Annotated in this window: 15 protein-coding genes and 1 tRNA gene; 14 read left to right on the top strand and 2 right to left on the bottom strand. The window is 48.3% G+C overall.

The window, feature by feature from the left end; translation table 11 throughout:
- Genes OEY58_11310 through OEY58_11270 form a run of 9 tightly spaced genes read left to right on the top strand, consistent with a single transcriptional unit; the run spans position 1 to position 8,467 of the window.
- Positions 1-1,251, top strand: a complete 1,251-nt coding sequence (locus tag OEY58_11310; protein ID MDH5326040.1) for a Zn-dependent hydrolase — start codon at positions 1-3, stop codon at positions 1,249-1,251.
- Complete coding sequence (locus tag OEY58_11305) at positions 1,244-1,996, top strand: cysteine hydrolase (GenBank protein MDH5326039.1); 753 nt, start codon at positions 1,244-1,246, stop codon at positions 1,994-1,996. Before OEY58_11310 ends, OEY58_11305 begins: the two co-directional genes overlap by 8 nt.
- Positions 1,993-3,426 carry a sodium:solute symporter family protein gene (locus tag OEY58_11300; GenBank protein MDH5326038.1) on the top strand — a complete coding sequence of 478 codons (1,434 nt, stop codon included), beginning with the start codon at positions 1,993-1,995 and terminating at the stop codon, positions 3,424-3,426. Before OEY58_11305 ends, OEY58_11300 begins: the two co-directional genes overlap by 4 nt.
- Positions 3,426-3,548 (top strand): hypothetical protein, encoded by a 123-nt coding sequence (locus OEY58_11295; protein MDH5326037.1) that lies wholly within the window; start codon positions 3,426-3,428, stop codon positions 3,546-3,548. The genes OEY58_11300 and OEY58_11295 overlap by 1 nt, the downstream gene beginning before the upstream one ends.
- Positions 3,542-4,597, top strand: a complete 1,056-nt coding sequence (locus tag OEY58_11290) for an aspartate carbamoyltransferase (protein MDH5326036.1) — start codon at positions 3,542-3,544, stop codon at positions 4,595-4,597. The genes OEY58_11295 and OEY58_11290 overlap by 7 nt, the downstream gene beginning before the upstream one ends.
- A gap of 29 nt (positions 4,598-4,626) precedes the next feature.
- On the top strand, positions 4,627-6,639 hold the full coding sequence (gene asnB / locus OEY58_11285; GenBank protein ID MDH5326035.1) for an asparagine synthase (glutamine-hydrolyzing): 2,013 nt from the start codon (positions 4,627-4,629) through the stop codon (positions 6,637-6,639).
- Between the two features lie 34 nt (positions 6,640-6,673).
- Positions 6,674-7,198 (top strand): MarR family transcriptional regulator, encoded by a 525-nt coding sequence (locus OEY58_11280; protein MDH5326034.1) that lies wholly within the window; start codon positions 6,674-6,676, stop codon positions 7,196-7,198.
- Positions 7,199-7,241: 43 nt separating this feature from the next.
- On the top strand, positions 7,242-8,009 hold the full coding sequence (locus OEY58_11275; GenBank protein MDH5326033.1) for a hypothetical protein: 768 nt from the start codon (positions 7,242-7,244) through the stop codon (positions 8,007-8,009).
- 20 nt (positions 8,010-8,029) lie between these two features.
- Positions 8,030-8,467: a cytochrome c gene (locus tag OEY58_11270; GenBank protein MDH5326032.1), complete on the top strand. Its 438-nt coding sequence runs from the start codon at positions 8,030-8,032 to the stop codon at positions 8,465-8,467.
- Positions 8,468-8,668: 201 nt separating this feature from the next.
- Here the strand turns inward: OEY58_11270 and OEY58_11265 are convergent, their stop codons facing one another.
- On the bottom strand, positions 8,669-10,096 hold the full coding sequence (locus OEY58_11265) for a sel1 repeat family protein (protein MDH5326031.1): 1,428 nt from the start codon (positions 10,094-10,096) through the stop codon (positions 8,669-8,671).
- Between the two features lie 506 nt (positions 10,097-10,602).
- On the opposite strand from OEY58_11265, the gene OEY58_11260 reads away from it, so the two are divergent.
- Positions 10,603-11,019, top strand: coding sequence for a hypothetical protein (locus tag OEY58_11260; GenBank protein MDH5326030.1), 417 nt, complete (start codon positions 10,603-10,605; stop codon positions 11,017-11,019).
- Positions 11,020-11,093: 74 nt separating this feature from the next.
- On the opposite strand, the gene OEY58_11255 is transcribed toward OEY58_11260, so the two are convergent.
- Positions 11,094-11,170 (bottom strand) — tRNA-Arg (locus OEY58_11255).
- Between the two features lie 775 nt (positions 11,171-11,945).
- On the opposite strand from OEY58_11255, the gene OEY58_11250 reads away from it, so the two are divergent.
- The 4 genes from OEY58_11250 (at position 11,946) to OEY58_11235 (ending at position 16,757) form a co-directional block, all read left to right on the top strand.
- A complete protein-coding gene (locus OEY58_11250; GenBank protein MDH5326029.1) occupies positions 11,946-12,686 on the top strand; it encodes a carbonic anhydrase family protein in 741 nt (246 codons plus the stop codon).
- A gap of 376 nt (positions 12,687-13,062) precedes the next feature.
- The gene (locus tag OEY58_11245) at positions 13,063-13,959 is read left to right on the top strand and encodes a ribonuclease T (GenBank protein MDH5326028.1); all 897 of its coding nucleotides are present in this window, start codon (positions 13,063-13,065) and stop codon (positions 13,957-13,959) included.
- 135 nt (positions 13,960-14,094) lie between these two features.
- The gene (locus OEY58_11240; GenBank protein MDH5326027.1) at positions 14,095-14,331 is read left to right on the top strand and encodes a hypothetical protein; all 237 of its coding nucleotides are present in this window, start codon (positions 14,095-14,097) and stop codon (positions 14,329-14,331) included.
- Positions 14,328-16,757 (top strand): hypothetical protein, encoded by a 2,430-nt coding sequence (locus tag OEY58_11235; protein ID MDH5326026.1) that lies wholly within the window; start codon positions 14,328-14,330, stop codon positions 16,755-16,757. Before OEY58_11240 ends, OEY58_11235 begins: the two co-directional genes overlap by 4 nt.
- The last annotated feature ends 84 nt before the right edge of the window (positions 16,758-16,841 follow it).

Below are 16,841 nucleotides of genomic sequence, written 5' to 3'. Positions count from 1 at the left end.
ATGCAAAAAATTGTCAGCATAAACCCGCAGCGCTTAAAGCACGATATCGAAACTCTGGCACAAGTTGGGTGCCGGAATGGTGCCGGAGTGTTTCGTATGGCCTTCAGTGATGGAGATATGGACGGTCGTCTATGGTTCAAGAATCAACTGCAACAAGCCGGCCTGGAGATTTATGAGGACGGTGCAGCCAATATCCATGGCAGGTTGTGCTGGGACGGCGAGACGCCCAGTGTGATCACCGGTTCTCACTTAGACACCGTTCCCGGAGCCGGTCATCTGGATGGCGCGCTGGGGGTTTTAGTAGGTTTGGAATGTTTGCGACGAATTAAGGAAGAAAACATTGAGCTACGCTATCCCCTGGAAGTGGTTGCTTTTAGCGATGAGGAGGGCCGTTTTGGTGGTTTATTGGGATCGCAGGCCATCGCTGGACGCTTAACACCGGAGTCCATCCAAACCGCTGTGGACTTGAACGGAATGACATTGATTGATGCCATGAAGCAGCGAGGTTACGATGCCATGCAGGCGTTGCATGCGCGCAGAACTCCCGAAAGTATCCGTGCTTTTTTTGAGCTGCATATCGAGCAGGGACCGGTGTTGGATCAGATGGGGCTCAGCGTTGGCCTAGTGGATGCTATCGCCGGCTTGTTCAAGTGGGAAGTCAGCCTAATTGGTGTTCCGAATCATGCCGGTACCACGCCGATGCATATGCGTAACGATCCTTTTCAGGCGCTGGCCGAGTTCGCAGGGCAAATACGGCGGGTGCTGGAAGAGCACGGCAGTGAGCGCAGTGTGGCAACCATAGGCCGGGTTGCGATTTCCCCCGGCGCCGCTAATGTGGTCCCCGGGCGGGTGAATTTTTCTCTTGATGTTCGAGACACGGAACCCGGTGCACTGCAGGAATTACGCAATGCTTTTCGTCGGGTACTCTCGGCCATTGCCCGGCGTTATGAACTCATGTTTGAGTTTACCGTGCTGAACGAAACTCCTCCGGTTAAGTGTAATGGCTCGTTGATAGAGACATTGCGGGGAGTGGCAGACTCTTTGAACATTTCCAGTTACCGCATGGCCAGTGGCGCACTGCACGATTGCCAGATGATGGCAGCTATAGTTCCGGCAGCCATGGTGTTTGTTCCGAGCAAAGACGGGCGCAGCCATTCGGCGGCGGAATGGACCGACATGGAACACATAGAAAAAGGAAGTAACGTGCTTTTGAATACACTTATTCGTGTGGCAGGGGGGCGCCATGAGTGATGATATTCGTAAGACCGATTTGAAGGGGCTGAATGAGGAATATCTTCACATCGATCCACTTATAGAGACTTATCGTGAGGGAATTATTGATGTACCTCATGTGGAAACGGCGTTAAAGCAGCACAATGTCGCGTTGTTGGTGATCGACTTACAGTACCTCGATGCAGCAGAGGGGTATGGTGTATTTGCTGACGTGGAAAAATCCGGTGTGCCCATTGAGGCGCAGGAGTATTATTTTAAACGTCTGCATCATATCGTGTTACCCAATGTAAAGCGCATGCAGGAGGCATTTCGAGACCTGAAACTGGAAGTGATGCATACCCGGATTCAGTCTTTAACCCGTGATGGCAGAGATCGCAGTGTGGGCCACCGCAAGCTGGGTTTGCATGCCCCACCCGGCTCAAAGGAAGCGGAGTTTTTGCCTGAGATTGCCCCTATGGGCGATGAAATTATTATCAATAAAACTGCCAGTGGCGTATTCAATGCCACCAATGTGGAATACATCTTACGCAATATGGGAATCGATACCTTGTACGTCTGTGGGGTATATACCAATGAATGCGTATCCACCACTGTGCGCGATGCCTGCGACCGGGGGTTTCATACCACCTTGGTGAATGATGCCTGTGCCACGGTGACGCCGGAACTGCATAACGCAACTCTTAGTACCATTAAAGACCGCTATGCCCGTGTTATGACTAGCGACGAGGTGGTTAAGGAGATCAGGAAGGCTGTCAGAACATGAATAACGTCAACTCAGCAGTGCTGGACAGCCAAACGGGATGGATCATACTGGCCGCATTTAGTGTGGTTTGGATCGCCTTAGGGTGGTTTTGGGGACGCAAGGCTAAAGAGTTGGATGATTTTATGTTGGCCGGTCGCAATGTGGGGCTGTCTCTGGCTACCGCCACGGCAATGGCGACCTGGGTTACCAGTAACACCACCATGGCTGCGCCTCAGTTGACATTGCAGTTGGGTATCTGGGGGATGGTGGGGTATTCCCTGGGAGCCATTGGTTTAATACTGTTCGCGCCTCTGGCGAAACGTATTCGTCGACTTATGCCAACGGCATACACCAGTGGCGATTTTGTGCGGTTGCGTTATGGAAAATTCACTTGGCGGGTTTTTCTGCTTATTTCCCTGTTCTACGGCTTCGGCTGGTTGATTAGCATGGGTATGGCCGGTGGCGTGTTAATCAACGCACTGACGGGCATTCCCTACGAAATCGGTATGACGGTAATTGTCAGCATATGTGTGGTTTATACCTTGTTGGGTGGATTGCGTGCTGTCATTGGTACAGATTACATTCAAACCCTGTTGATTCTTATTGGGATCATTATATTGGCCTGGTTTGCCATTACCGAAGTGGGATTCGAGAAAATACACGCCAGTGTATTGGAGCAAAGGCCGGAGTTATTGAATCTGTTGTTTCCGGCAGCCATCATGTTTTTGTTTAACAACCTGTTGTTTGGTGTCGGCGAAATATTTCATTCCAATGTGTGGTGGAGCAGGGCGTTCGCTTTTCGCGACGGTGTGGGCATGCCTGCTTACACCATTGCCGGTATCATGTGGTTGCCCATACCCGTGGTTGCCGGGTTTATCGCGCTGGCTACGCCTGCTTTGGGTTTGAATGTACCTGCTGCTGATATGGTGGGCCCCATGGTGGCGGCGAAACTGTTGGGAGTGGGCGGTGCTATTTTAGTGTTCATTGTGGTGTTTTCCGCACTGGCATCCAGTTTGGATTCCCTGCTGGCCGCTACCAGTGATTTGATAACACAGGATATTTACCGGGGACATTTTCGTCCACAGGCCGGTCAGGAAGAACTTCGATTGGCTGCAAAAGCAATTATCCTGCTGTTGGGGGTATTGACCTGGTCATTGTGTTTACCTCGCCTAACCACGCTGGCTGAGCTGCTGTATTTCACCGGAGCCTTTGTTGCCAGCACGATTTGGCCCATCGTTGCCGGTTTGTACTGGAAAAGAGCCAATAGTTTAGGCGCTGCCCTAGCCATGATATTGGGTACAGGCATTGGACTCTATACCTATTTTTCCATTGGGTTTTATGTGGCGGCTTTAGTGGGTGCGGCAGTATCCATGCTGGTGGTTGTGCTAAGTAGTATTTTGTGGCCACAAGACTTTGATTGGAGCCAACTACGAACAAAAGGAGCTAGCTGATGACAGCTTCCTTGAGCATGCTCGTGTTTCTGGTGAGTGCGGCTTTAATATTGACCATGGTATCACCCTTGGTGCTGATTTTGTTTTTGGTAATAGACTGGAAGAGAGGTGAACAATGGTAAAGCCCTTAAGTCCACTGTTACGAGAATCCATGCCGGAAAAGGATGTTACAGAGGGTATAGAGCATCCACTGGCGTTGTTAAAAATGGTGCTGGAAGACCCCACTCCGTTGTTGGATCTGGCAAACTTTTCCATCGTGTCGGCGCGGCAGTTTACCCGTGATCAGATTGTGCAGTTGTGCCGCCTGGCGGCAAAACACGAGGCTGTACCACAGCAGTCCCGGCGTCCATTAGTGGGAAAAATACTCATTAGTGCGTTCTATGAACCCAGTACGCGAACGCGTTTGTCCTTTGAGAGCGCATGGCATCGCCTGGGAGGGGATATCATGTCCATCACCGACCCTACTACTACCGGCATCGCCAAAGGCGAATCTCTCTCGGACGTGGCGGAGATGCTCAACAATTATGGGGATCTGGTGGTGTTGCGCGAAACCAACAAGGACTCGATCTACGAGATGTTGAAAAACCTGCGCATTCCGATTGTGAACGCAGGTAATGGAATTGATGAACATCCGACACAGGCTTTAGCGGATATCTATACCATTTTTAAGTGGCGCCCCCAGTTGGTGAATAGGGAGGTAGAGAGTGGTGATAAGATAAAAATGGGTATTATTGGTGTGCCCAAAAACATGCGTACCATCCGATCCTTGTTGTATTTATTGAGTCTGTTCCCCAGTAGCTTTTCTGAAATTGTCGTGATATGTCATGAGAAAGACGTGTTTGACTCCACTCAAGAAGAATATCTGCAAAACAGCAGCTTAAATATTCGAGTTACGGATGTTATGAACAAAGAGTTACCAGAGCTGGATGTGGTGTACATTAATTCCATTGCCTGGATTGGTGACAGCTACGAAATATTCGGTGAAGATTATCAACTTCGTAAAGACTCACCTTTGAAACCCGGTGCTATCGTTATGCATCCATTGGCAAGGGGTGAGGAGTTATCAACAGATCTTGACGACACCAATCACAATTGGTATTTCGCCCAGGCCAGGAGCGCCGTGTTTATTCGCATGGCATTGTTGACCTGTCTGGTTCAACATAACTGGTAGTTTACAAGTAATTCAGTCGGAGTATTTCTATGTGCGGTATCGCAGGCGTCATGCACGCCGACCCCAAAAAACCCATTAATGCACAAATTCTGGCTAATATGGCGGCTATTCAATGGCATAGAGGTCCCGATGGTTTTGGGGTAAAGAGTTTGGATGGTCTGGGCGTGGGATTCAGTCATGCCCGGTTGTCCATCATAGACCTGGACGAAGAACGTGCAAGACAACCCTTCGTGTCCGCAGATGGCAGTTTGCTGTTAGCACATAACGGCGAATTCTATGACTATAAACGCTTGCGGGCACAGCTGACCAGTCGCGGTGCCCGGTTTCAAACCAAAAGCGATTCGGAACTGATATTGCATCTTTACCCCGGGGTGGGGTTGGAACAAATGCTCCCGGATCTGCGCGGTGAGTTTGCCTTTTCTTTGTACGATAAACAGCGCGATCGTTTGATTCTGGTGCGGGATCGTTTTGGGATCAAACCGCTGTATTGGACTTTGGTAAACGACACATTGGTGTTTGGGTCGGAACTGAAAGTGCTTTTTGCTCATCCGGATGTACCGCGCCAAATCAGTCACCAGGGTTTGTATCATCAGTTAATGCAAACCATTGTTCCGGGGACCACGGCTTTTGAAGGTATTCATCAGGTCCAGCCAGGGCACATGCTGATTGTGGAGCGTCGCCACAACCGCTTCCAAATCCGGGAACAAAAATACTGGGATATGGATTTTCCGTTAATGCAGGAGCGTCAGAAAAACCGCGAAGACGAGTATTACATTGAAGGCGTTCGAGAGCATTTGTTGCAAGCAGTGCAATTACGTCTGGAAGCCGACGTACCCGTGGCCTGCTATTTGTCCGGTGGCATCGACTCGTGTTCCATACTGGGCTTATCTGCGGCCAGTCAGCAGTCTCCGGTCAAAGCGTTTACCATTGGTTTTGATAATGCCGACTACGACGAAACGGCCATTGCCCGAGAAATGGCGCAGAGTGTGAAAGCCGATCAGGATATTATGATGTTGCAGGCGGATCATCTGTATCACAATTTTGCTCGCACTGTTTGGCATACCGAACGCTCCATCTATAATACCTTGGGTGTGGCAAAGATGCTCATGAGTCGGCACGTGAATCGGGCCGGCTACCGTGTGGTGGTAACCGGGGAAGGTTCGGATGAGTTGTTTGCCGGTTATCCGGCATTTCGCCGCGATATGTTTCTGCATGGCTTGAATACGCTGAGTGCGGCCGAAAGAGCTTCATGGGAGCAACTACTGGCTCAGAGTAATAAATTATTTAAAGGTGCCATGTTGGCGGAGGAGGAATGGCAGGACCAGGCTTTTAACGCAAAGGTCGGTTTTACCCCCAGCTGTTTACAACCCTGGTTGTCATCATCCCAGCATGTACCCGGATTGTTGCACAAAGATATTGCAGCTGCATTGCAGGATTATGCACCGGGGCAGGCCATTGCCGAGTCATTGGATAGTGACATGATTTCAGAACGACACCCGTTGGATAAGGCACAGTACGTATGGATAAAAACCATGCTGGAAGGCCAAATTCTTACCTGGGGAGGCGATCGTGTGGACATGGCCAATTCCATGGAAGCCAGGCCGGCGTTTCTGGATCATCACTTAGCGGAGTTTGCCACCCAGGTACCCCCCACCATGCGTATTCGCGGGAGAACGGAAAAATACGTGTTACGTGAGGCCATGAAAGGCCTGTTGCCCACGGTACTTTATGAACGCGAAAAATTTGCATTCATGGCGCCTCCGGCACATACTGACCCGAAAAAGTGGCACGCCATGAAGTCGCTGGCAGATGAATTTCTTTGCAATTCGGCGGTGGAAAGTGCAGGGTTATTGGATACAGGCGGTGTCAAAGCTCTGTTTGCAACCCATGAAAATCCCAAGACTTCCGCTGCCAAGCAAGTGCAGTTGGATGCGGTGATTAATCATATGTTAAGTGTACAAATTTTGCACCGGCAGTTTGTAACAACGGATGTTCCAATGCAGGCACAGCAAAGGGCCGACGAACTGGGATGGCATGCCTAAGTTTTGTAATGTGGGTAAGTGGAAGGTGAGGGCGATGCCTAAAAAAGTAGAAATAAAATCCTCAAGCTCCGGCCTGGTGAAAAAACAAAAAGCCGCTGCTGCGCGAGATGATGTGGCCCAGTGTATTATGAAGGACTTCCGTGTGGTCGTTCGAACCACCCAAGCCCATTCCCGTTGGATAGAGAAGCAATGCGGTGTTACCGGTGTGCAATTGTGGGCCATGTGGGAGTTATTTGCGGCCCCCGGTCAAAAAGTATCGGATTTATCCAAAGCCCTTTCCATTCACCAATCTACTGCCAGTAACATGTTGGACAAACTGGAACATAGAAAGTTGATCAGGAGAGATCGAAGTGGACCGGACCAGCGCGTCGTACAACTTTTTCTAACCCCTAAAGGATCCGAGTTGTTGTCTCAAGCCCCAAGACCGGCGCAGGGAGCCGTTCTGGATGCGTTAAAGCGAATGACCGACGGTGAGTTGAAGCATTTACAACTGGGACTGGATGCGCTAATTAACCAAATGAGTGTGGAGGAAGAGGGCGCTGGGTTAAAGCCTATTTAGTTCCCATAGATACCATCGACAGACTTAAGCAGAGGTTTCCCGGGTGAATAAGCTCTTATCATGGTGTTTGGCGATCGGCAGTTTGTTGTTGGCTACTGTGGTTACAGCGGTGGAAATCTCTATCGGAGAAACCGCGATCCAAATTCCCAATCCTCCGGAATTTGTGGCAGTAACGCCGGAAATGTCAGCGTTAGTGGAGTTCCAAAAGAATTTTGTAGCTCCTATGAATGTGGAATACCAAGTCTTTATTTCCAAAGATGCTGCGTCCGTGGCACTGAAAAATCAAATCCCCGATCTCGATAAAAGGTTTGCCGTACAAACTCAGAAAGCTTTGGTAAAATCGTTCTTTACCAAAAAAGAATTTTCCCGGTTCAAAGAAGGGGTTAAGCAACAAAATGAAAAAATTATGGAAAACGCCAAAGCCAAAATTGATCAAATGATGGATAAGATCAGCAACGATGTTAGCAAGCAATATGACATGGATTTGGCTTTGACCGTGTCCCAAGTAGTACCCCAACCTGTGTTTATGGAAACGGATCAATTACTCGCTTATACCGCGTACGTAAAGTATGAAATGACAGACGAAAAGGGAAATCCTGAAACGTTTGTTACAACCGTAACAGCTGTTTTCGTTTATATCAAAGGTAAGGTATTATTTTTGTATACCTATGCCGGGGAAAATGATCTCGAGTGGAGTCAGGTAAATTCGACAACATGGGCCAACGCCGTGGTGCAGGCTAATCCTCCCGATGTAGGGTCCATAAGCCGGGAAACCATCAAAGAGTTATTTAGAAAGTTTGTGTGGGATTAGATCTGAACTTGGTTAATCGTGTGCGTATTTCGAAGTCAAAAATCACATCCACAAAACTCACCGGACTGATTTTTTTCCTATTGGTCGTTTTGGGGGGCGTCTATTTCTTTTTGGATAAATACAGATACGCCAAGCACGGCGAATTGCTGTATTTGACGCACTGTGCTTTCTGTCATGGTGACAAGCTCGAAGGCCAGCCAAACTGGAAAACACGAAATAAAAATGGAAGGCTGCCGGCACCGCCCCACGATGAGACCGGGCATACCTGGCACCACTCGGATCAGTTGCTGTTTGATTTGGTGAAATTCGGTATGGTACCACCCAACGCCCCGCAAGCTTATCAAAGCGATATGCCGGCGTACGAGAATATATTAACAGATGAAGAGATTCGAACCGTATTGAACTATATTAAAAGCCATTGGCCGGAAGAAATTCGCAAACGCCAGTCAGAATTGTAATGTCCCTGTTGCTGAGGTCAGCTTCTGGGGAAACCCCCATACCCCACAATCGAATCATCATTGTTGAATTCGTGCATAATTGCAGGGTCGGCAGGCTGTTGTGCCTATGCGCGAAAGATGGGGGCTGTTGGGTTGTTTCGTATTACCACCTGCCAAAGGCGAGGTTGCTGTGTTGCTATCGGCGCACCGTACTCGAAACACTTATTTACTGGCCGACCACTTAAGCGCCATATCCGGATTTTTAGTTATTCCATGTAAGCCTTCCGAATAGATCTTCTCCAACTCCGCTCGGGAGGGGTCATGTCCGTGTTTGGCTGCTTTCTCCAGCAGTGATACACCTCTATACGGGTCTTTTTCCACACCGTCGCCGTTAATATACATTAACGCCAAAGCATGTCGTGAGCTTTCGTTTCCGGAACGTGCTTCTGCATTGTAAATGGCGACAATGTTGTTACCCGCTTGTTTGTGACCTTGTTTGGCTGCTTCCAAAAACCATTTTTTTGCTTCATTTGGATTCTTTTTAATGCCCAGTCCCTGGTAAAGGATAGAGGCATACCGGTTTTGCGCAGACGCCAGCCCTAAGTTAGCGGCTTTATCAAATAAAGAAATAGATCTGTCAATGTCTTTCGTCACGCCTTTGCCGGTGAAATAGGCTTCTGCCATTTTTTCCATTTCTTCAGCCGATTGAGAGAGGTCAATAGCTTGTAAACGATTTTGATCATCAAAGCTTTTTTGTACTTTTTCCTCTTCCTTTATTGTTTCCCTATAGTCATCCTTGTCATTTTCCCTATAGCTGTCCTTTTCATCGGATTTATTGAACATGGAACGTGCTCTAAATAGTGCTTTGGTATTGTCAAAACCGGTCGAATTTTTCGTAGCTGACAAATCTTCTTTTGGTTCAGTACTGTCGAAACCTGAGGATGAAAAACTATCGTCAAGTTTGGCTTCACTGATAACCGGAGTCGATACGGTTTCCACGGGCTTCGATTCCGTGATGGCTTTGTTGGCATTAACGGGGACGTTTTTAGCATCTTTGTAGTGTTCGATGACCACATCCAACATGTAGCTGTGATGTCGCACCAGACTTTTCACCACTTTTGTGTCGCTGGTTCCCATAAGTACTAATTTCATTCCGGGACCGATGGGTATTTCACTCTGTACGGCTTCAATTTTTAAGTGGGGTCGGGAAAAAGAATATTCCAGATAAGCAACGCCATTACTTTTTTTAACGTGGCATCCTTTCATCCGAATTTGGCGGAAGTAAAGGTCTTTAAGTTCTTTTGATTTTTCAGCACAGGAATAGCTCTCGTCGGTGAGATTGGTTTGATTAGAACTTTTCACCAGTTGGATGCGCATATTATTTTTAAAATTCGAACGGTTTATTTTGTCGCTGAGTAAATACTCAACTTCTCCTGCCTGAATCTTTTCCAGCAGATCGCCAAAACCCTTGCCTTGATATAAATCATTCGAGCCCAAGTCCCGTAACAGTTCGTTCTTAGCCGCATCGGATTTCAATACCGACCAGCCGGAGGGTAAATCATATTCGAACCCGAACATACTTTTATAAGGAGCGGACCACGCAGCCTGTGACGTGAAAATGACTGCTATTGCTATTATTATTCGCTTCATACTTCCCCCGGTACGATAAGTGACTTTCCCTGCGCTGAAGGTCCCCTGCCATGTTTAGCGCATACTTTTGTTCCCTGGGTAAAAAAACTCCATCGGCACGTCGTCGATTAATACAATAATACAATGATGACACCACGTTGGCGAGTGTGTAGTGACTTAGTGGCGATGGGTATAAGTAACTGACTGAATATAATAACAAATATCAGTATACCTGCAGGGTGAAACGTGTAATCTCTGTTTCTAATTTTGGATTCGCGACACACTGGGCTGACGCCGGGCTGCCAATCCGGATTTGCATTTTATCTATACAATCAGTATTTGTTGAACCACTAATATAGAAGATACAGATTTGTCAGATGTTGGCCGCTAACCTAACAGGTATTTGTCTACTCACAGCCTTTAGTCTGATATATTCATCCGACTAAGCTATTCTAACTAACTGCGCATTACATGCCGATACCGATTGATTTACATCTGTGTTGTCCAAATTCGCAAAGGAGTAAAACATGAAAGGTATCAGCGATCTCAGAATTACGGGCATTGATGAAAAACGGCCACCGGTTATCAGAAAAGAACCGTATATAGATATTTTCTTTAAATTGTCACACCAGGGGCCGGTGGATTGGTGTAAAGACCTGAATGCCCTGTTATCAAAACAAGCCAACGCGCCCAGAATCAACCAAAAAGAAGGTCTTTTTATTGAAGCCTGGGTAAGGACGCCGAGCGAAATAGCTGCTTTATTGAACCAACTAAAAGCCAAGGTAGCGGAGTGCAACCGGAACTATATTGAGCGTATAGCGCTTTCCCAGCGTGATGCCAGTGCCGAAAATGCACTGCTGGCTCAACAAGGGGGAGGCGAGCAGGAGCTTCTCAATAAAATTGTTGCAGCTCTGGATTTTAGTGATGTTGCAAGCGCGAGATAGATTGTTTTGGGGGCTTTGAGTACGCCTTAAATAAAAAAAGGAGATCCCAACAGCGGATCTCCTTTTTTTATTTATGGCGCGCCCGGAGAGATTCGAACTCCCGACCCCCTAGTTCGTAGCCAGGTACTCTATCCAACTGAGCTACGGGCGCATTGATCGTAAAACTGTGTCTGCCTTTCCTAAATGGATTAGCCATCCCTGGCGCAACTTTCGGTCATTAAAGTTACACCAGGTCGGGCGTCCTGCCCTCCCGTTCGCCTCGTGCGAAGCATGCTTCGCACAAAACACTCGGCTCACCCAGCCACTTCGTCCCTGACGCGGCGCTCGGCGGGAAAAAGATTCACTGGATCTTTTTCTGTATCCGCCTCGCCCAACTGAGCTACGGGCGCATTGATCGTAAAACTGTGTCTGCTACCCGCTAACTTGGGTGCAGCGCGAAAAGGTTGGGCATTTTGACAAAAACTGGTTGATTTTTCAAGGCCAAAGCATAAAAATTCCGGATGCGGATTGAGTGGGACCAGGGTTGGTTTTTCTTGCCTGCTTCAAGGGATTTGAGCTCGTCCGTATTTGTAGTTTTCACTGTGGTTCTTCCGTTGTAATCATAACTGACTAATAATTAAGCAGTTGTATCCAGTATGGGGGCCTCGCTCGGTCATCCGTGGCCTTAGAGGCATAATGCCATCCATGGCAAAAGCAATTCAAAACTTTGTTTTGAGTCCAGGGGCTGTTGTTTGTCTAAATTTTAGACTAACTCTCATTAGTTGACCTAATGGCTATATATCTGTATTTTATCGATCTATGTTTGGTGAGTGGTTTTCAAGCGAGTGGCTTTCAAGCGAGTGGCTTATATTGCAGGCAAAAAGTATGAGCAAAAAGATATGGGCAGACATCGATGGATAAGCTAATTTTATTTAAGGACGAAAAAAATGAAATTGATGAAACTTTTTTTAATTGCCCCTGTTTGTTTTTCCAGCGTTGCTTTGGCCGGTTCCGGTCATGATCATTGGGGCTATGGTGGTTCCGGTGGCCCGGATAATTGGGGTTCGATGAAAGCGGAGTATGCTGAGTGCAGTTCCGGTAAACGTCAGTCTCCTATTGATATCAATCATGCCTTGTCGGCTAAGTTGTCCAGTATTAAGTTTAATTACCAGCCATCCCTGGTTGAGGTGCTTAACAATGGTCATACTATTCAGGTGAACAACAACGCTGCCAGCTCCATTAAAGTGGGTACGGAGCAATACGATTTGCTGCAGTTTCATTTTCACAGCCCCAGTGAAAATACGGTGGGGAACAAACCCTATGACATGGAGATGCATTTAGTTCACAAGAATAAGGCGGGTGAGCTGGCCGTGGTGGGTGTGTTTTTAAAAGCCGGTAGCAACAACAAACAATTGGACAAATTCTGGGGTGATATGCCACAGCACCAAGATAGGAAAATGCTGAAAGCCAGCCTAAACCCTAAGCACTTATTACCGGCTAACAAATCTTTCTATCATTTCAAAGGTTCCTTAACCACGCCACCGTGTAGTGAAGGGGTTAACTGGTTTGTGATGAAAAACCCCGTGCAGGTGTCCAAGCAGCAGATCAAGCAGTTTTTGTCCATTGTGGGCGAGAATGCCCGACCGGTACAGGCTGCCAATGGGCGTTTTGTATTGTCCAAGAACTGAGCTAAACCGTTTTAATCCGGAGCCGTTTGATGTCGGGCAAAGTAGAATCAGTTTTAAGTCGATTCCCATTGTCGATATATAAAAGCAGTAGATAAATGGTAATACCCTAACTTGAGTTACTGCAGTTGTTGTAACACACCCGCTGTTTTAAAGCAGCGGGTTTTTTGTGTCTAGAGTGTATTGAAGTTGCAATGTCGTGGTAAGGTATTTTCGGTTACACTTCAAAACTCACAACTGCAGGGATTCAGTGATCATGATTCGGCATTACAGATTCGTTGTCCTCGTTTTATGTCTTAATCTTATTTCTATTTCTTTTGTCTCGGCCGGCGCGCCTGCATCTGGATCTTTAAAAGCGACACAAGCGTGTGACGCTTATGTGTCAAAGAACAAACGTACCAACCCTGATCATAAAAAGTTACAGCTGAATAAATCCTATGCGGTTGTTGAAGTGAATCGGTCCAACAATCCGTCTTGGTATCGGATTCAGTACGACGGAGCCAGTCCGCCGCAACGTTGGGTGGCCAAACATTGCGGAACAGCGAGTGTGCAGATTGGTGGCGGTGGTGCAAATGGCGGTAATAATGGTGGGGAAACTCCAGAGACTTGCCATACACCGGGCCTGGAGGACAGTTATGTTCTCGCCTTAAGCTGGCAACCGGCGTTTTGCGAAAGCCATCGAAGTAAACCGGAATGTCGAATAGACGATAAGAAATCCTACCAAGCTGTAAATTTCACATTGCACGGGTTGTGGCCAAACAAAAAGTCGTGCGGTACCAAGTACGGTTTTTGCGGTGAGGTACGCGGTAAACCGGGTGATTTTTGCGACTATCCTGTCCTGTCATTGTTTACAGAAACTCGTAAGGAGCTGGAACAAGTGATGCCCAGTGCGGCAGCCGGGTCTTGTTTGCAACGCCATGAGTGGTACAAACACGGTACCTGTCAGGTGGGCTGGTCTATGGGTGAGTATTTCGACGTGGCGGTGGAATTGACGCAGGAATTCAATAGCAGCGGCATCGCTTATTTTATCGCCAGTCGTATCGGTAAAACGGTAAGCGAAACCGAGTTCAAAGAAAAAGTTGATTGTGCTCATGGTGCCGGTGCACACCAGCGATTAGAATTAAAATGCCAAAACGGTAATTTGGTGGATGTGTATGTGCAATTACCGTCCAAAATACGCAAAGAGGATAGCTTGGGAGATTTATTAAAACAAAGCCAAGGTCAATTTAAATCCAATTGCGGGGGACAGTTTAAAGTGGACCCCATTGGGTTTTAGTTTGAGTCTAACGAGTTAAAGTGAAAACAACGATCTTTTTCATCAAGGCGTTGTCATACACGTTTAGAATCTTGATAGATGAAGAAGCGTTCTGAATAAAAGGACGCCAATGTGTAAGTTGTAAGGAGGGGGACTATGTACACCATGTTACGCGCTAATGGATGGCGACCCACCATTAGTTTAGAACTACCCACAGGCGTTGCGGCGTTTATCATTGCCGAAGTGTTTTACAAGTTTCATTCGTTTACTTTGGAGTGCCTTGGGTTTCTGGCGACCTGGCTGGTATTCAGTTGGTTGGCCAGTATGCTGAGGCCTGGTCGTAGACCAAGCGGGATCGGTGCGGCGCAAGGAAAACGGGGAGGTGAATCATGAGCAGTAAAAAGAAACCCGTTGCTAACACGTCACAAAAAAAGAATTCACAAAAAAAGAAAACGGTAAAAAAGAAAGTGGCGCAAAAAAAAGTCGCCAAGAAAAAAGCGGTAAAGAAAGTTGCGGCCAAGAAAAATATAAGCAAGACGGGCAAAGCCCGCTCGGCTCTGAAGAAAGCCACAACTAAAAGCAGCAGTAAAAAGTCCGTCAAAAAGACAGCACAGAAATCCACTAAGGCTAAGGTGGCGACCGTCAAGGTCAGCAAGGTTATTAGCCAACCCGGTCCACGGAAGAAACAACTCAAGCTGAAAAAACCCGGTCGTATTAACGCACATAAACACCGCGCGGCTTGGTTTCAAGATCGAGCCACCTGGCCTTTTCGTGAACCGCCTAATCTCAAATTGGATCAAGAACGTCGTCGTGCCCGCAGCATGCCGGAGCTGTCAGGAGAAGCGCAGTGGCAAAATGTAGGGCCGGCCAATATTGGCGGACGAGTGACCAGTATTACCGTGCATCCGCACAATCCGGACGATATTATCATCGGTGCAGCCGGGGGTGGTTTGTGGAGCAGCAAGGATGCAGGTCGTAGTTGGCGTTATCTGTTGCATCAGGAAGATTTAAACATCGGTTCACTGGCAAGGGACCCGTCACGTCCGGAGATTATCTATTGCGGCACCGGTGAGGCCAATATGTCCGCTGATTCTTATCCCGGTGTGGGAATCTATCGTTCCGATGATAATGGCGACACCTGGCAACATTGGGCTACGTCACGTGAGACCGGCATACCTACCCGTATCGGCACCATTGCCGTGGACCCGTTTGACTCCAATCATGTCATCTTGGGCGGAGTGGGTTATCGCGATGACGTGAGTTCCGGCCTGTATGTATCCAAGGACGCCGGTCTTACCTGGGTCAAGCACGATTTCATTTCCGCTAACAATTATTGGTGTCATCATGTGGTGTTTCACCCAACACGACAAGGCGTGGTATTTGCCACGGTGGACGAACGCGGTTGGCGTAACGGTATTTGGCGCTCGCTGGACGGTGGAGTCAACTGGCAGCAATTGACCAAGGGCTTACCGGATTCTTCATTTGAACAATTCAGTCGGACCACGCTTGCAATTGCCCCATCACAACCGGATACCATTTATGCCATCGCTGCCAAAAGCTTTGATGCGGTACTGGGTGTATTTCGCAGTGATGACATGGGGGATAACTGGCGCAATGTGGCCGGGAATCATTTCAAAGATGAGAGGCAAATGTCCTATAACAGTGCCATCGCCGTGGACCCCTTTAATCCGGAGTTTGTGATTTGCGGGGGCGTGGATTTGCACGTGACCGTGAATGGTGGCAAGAGCTGGACTCAAGTGAGTAAGTGGTGGGCCAATCGCGGCGCCCCCGATTATGTTCATGCCGATCAGCATGCCCTGGCCATGCACCCCAATGCGCCGGGGCGTATTTACGCTTGCAACGACGGTGGTCTGGATGTGAGTGAAGACTATGGTGCCCACTGGGCAAACCGTAGCAATGGCTTGGCTATCACTATGTACTATGATTTAGATGTGGCCCCGAGTAATAGTGATTACTTTGGTGGTGGCGCTCAGGATAATGGAACGTTGATAACGGTGACGGGTGGGCGCAGTGATCATTTCGAACTGTTGGGCGGTGATGGCGGTTGGATGATCTTTCATCCGCACAATGAAAATCACGTCTATGCGTCTTATCAATTCTTTCATATATATCGTTTCATAGGCGATGCTTACGCTGATGTGTCGCCACCGGCCTCGGAAGAAGAGCAAAGCTCAGTATGGATGGCATTCACCGCAATGAATCCGGATAATCCGAAAGAGTTGTTTACCGCATCACAACGAGTCTGGCGCACACGCAATCAGGGTAATAGCTGGAAAGCGGTATCACCCATGCTGGATTACAGCGCGGTTACTGCCATCGAAGTTGCTGTAGCGGATACGCGGTGCATCTACGTGGGTACCACCAACGGTGGTTTTTTCCGCAGCCTGGATGGCGGCGATACCTGGAGTGCCAATCTTGCCAGTGCCGCATTGCCAGGGAAAACCATCACCCGCATTGAATCCAACCCTGACAACGCCGATTTGCTCTATGCTACAGTGGGTGGGTTTGGCAATGCTCACGTGTTTCGGTCAGAAAATGCCGGGCTTACCTGGGAAGTCATAGATAACGGACTGCCCGATGTGCCCCACAACGCCATTGTGGTACAACCGGATCGGCCGGACCGTGTTTTTGTCGCCAACGACGTGGGTGTGTTTGTCTCGGAAAACCGCGGCGCCTATTGGCAGCGCCTTAGTCGCAACCTGCCCAATGTGCCGGTGGTGGATTTGGTATATCAAAAGGATCACACCCTCACTGCTGCCACATACGGGCGCAGCATCTGGCGACTGGACATGAGTTGAGGTGGCGGCACCCCTCGGAAGGGGTACAGCCGGTGGCATCAGCCTCCGGTATCGGTCAAGGAAAAGGGCCCAGTTCTGAAAGGA

This window comes from Gammaproteobacteria bacterium (assembly GCA_029882975.1).
GTDB lineage: Bacteria > Pseudomonadota > Gammaproteobacteria > SZUA-152 > SZUA-152 > JAJDNG01.
Note: the sequence above shows the minus strand (reverse complement) of the source record. Positions and strands in the feature narration are given on the sequence as shown.

Excerpts from the sequence above, each read along its gene's own strand:
- OEY58_11265 (MDH5326031.1), bottom strand. The coding sequence starts at position 10,096 with ATGAAGCGAATAATAATAGCAATAGCAGTCATTTTCACGTCACAGGCT.
- OEY58_11310 (MDH5326040.1), top strand. The coding sequence starts at position 1 with ATGCAAAAAATTGTCAGCATAAACCCGCAGCGCTTAAAGCACGATATC.
- OEY58_11280 (MDH5326034.1), top strand. The coding sequence starts at position 6,674 with ATGCCTAAAAAAGTAGAAATAAAATCCTCAAGCTCCGGCCTGGTGAAA.
- OEY58_11250 (MDH5326029.1), top strand. The coding sequence starts at position 11,946 with ATGAAATTGATGAAACTTTTTTTAATTGCCCCTGTTTGTTTTTCCAGC.
- OEY58_11305 (MDH5326039.1), top strand. The coding sequence starts at position 1,244 with ATGAGTGATGATATTCGTAAGACCGATTTGAAGGGGCTGAATGAGGAA.
- asnB (MDH5326035.1), top strand. The coding sequence starts at position 4,627 with ATGTGCGGTATCGCAGGCGTCATGCACGCCGACCCCAAAAAACCCATT.
- OEY58_11235 (MDH5326026.1), top strand. The coding sequence starts at position 14,328 with ATGAGCAGTAAAAAGAAACCCGTTGCTAACACGTCACAAAAAAAGAAT.
- OEY58_11240 (MDH5326027.1), top strand. The coding sequence starts at position 14,095 with ATGTACACCATGTTACGCGCTAATGGATGGCGACCCACCATTAGTTTA.
- OEY58_11295 (MDH5326037.1), top strand. The coding sequence starts at position 3,426 with ATGACAGCTTCCTTGAGCATGCTCGTGTTTCTGGTGAGTGCGGCTTTA.
- OEY58_11260 (MDH5326030.1), top strand. The coding sequence starts at position 10,603 with ATGAAAGGTATCAGCGATCTCAGAATTACGGGCATTGATGAAAAACGG.
- OEY58_11290 (MDH5326036.1), top strand. The coding sequence starts at position 3,542 with ATGGTAAAGCCCTTAAGTCCACTGTTACGAGAATCCATGCCGGAAAAG.
- OEY58_11300 (MDH5326038.1), top strand. The coding sequence starts at position 1,993 with ATGAATAACGTCAACTCAGCAGTGCTGGACAGCCAAACGGGATGGATC.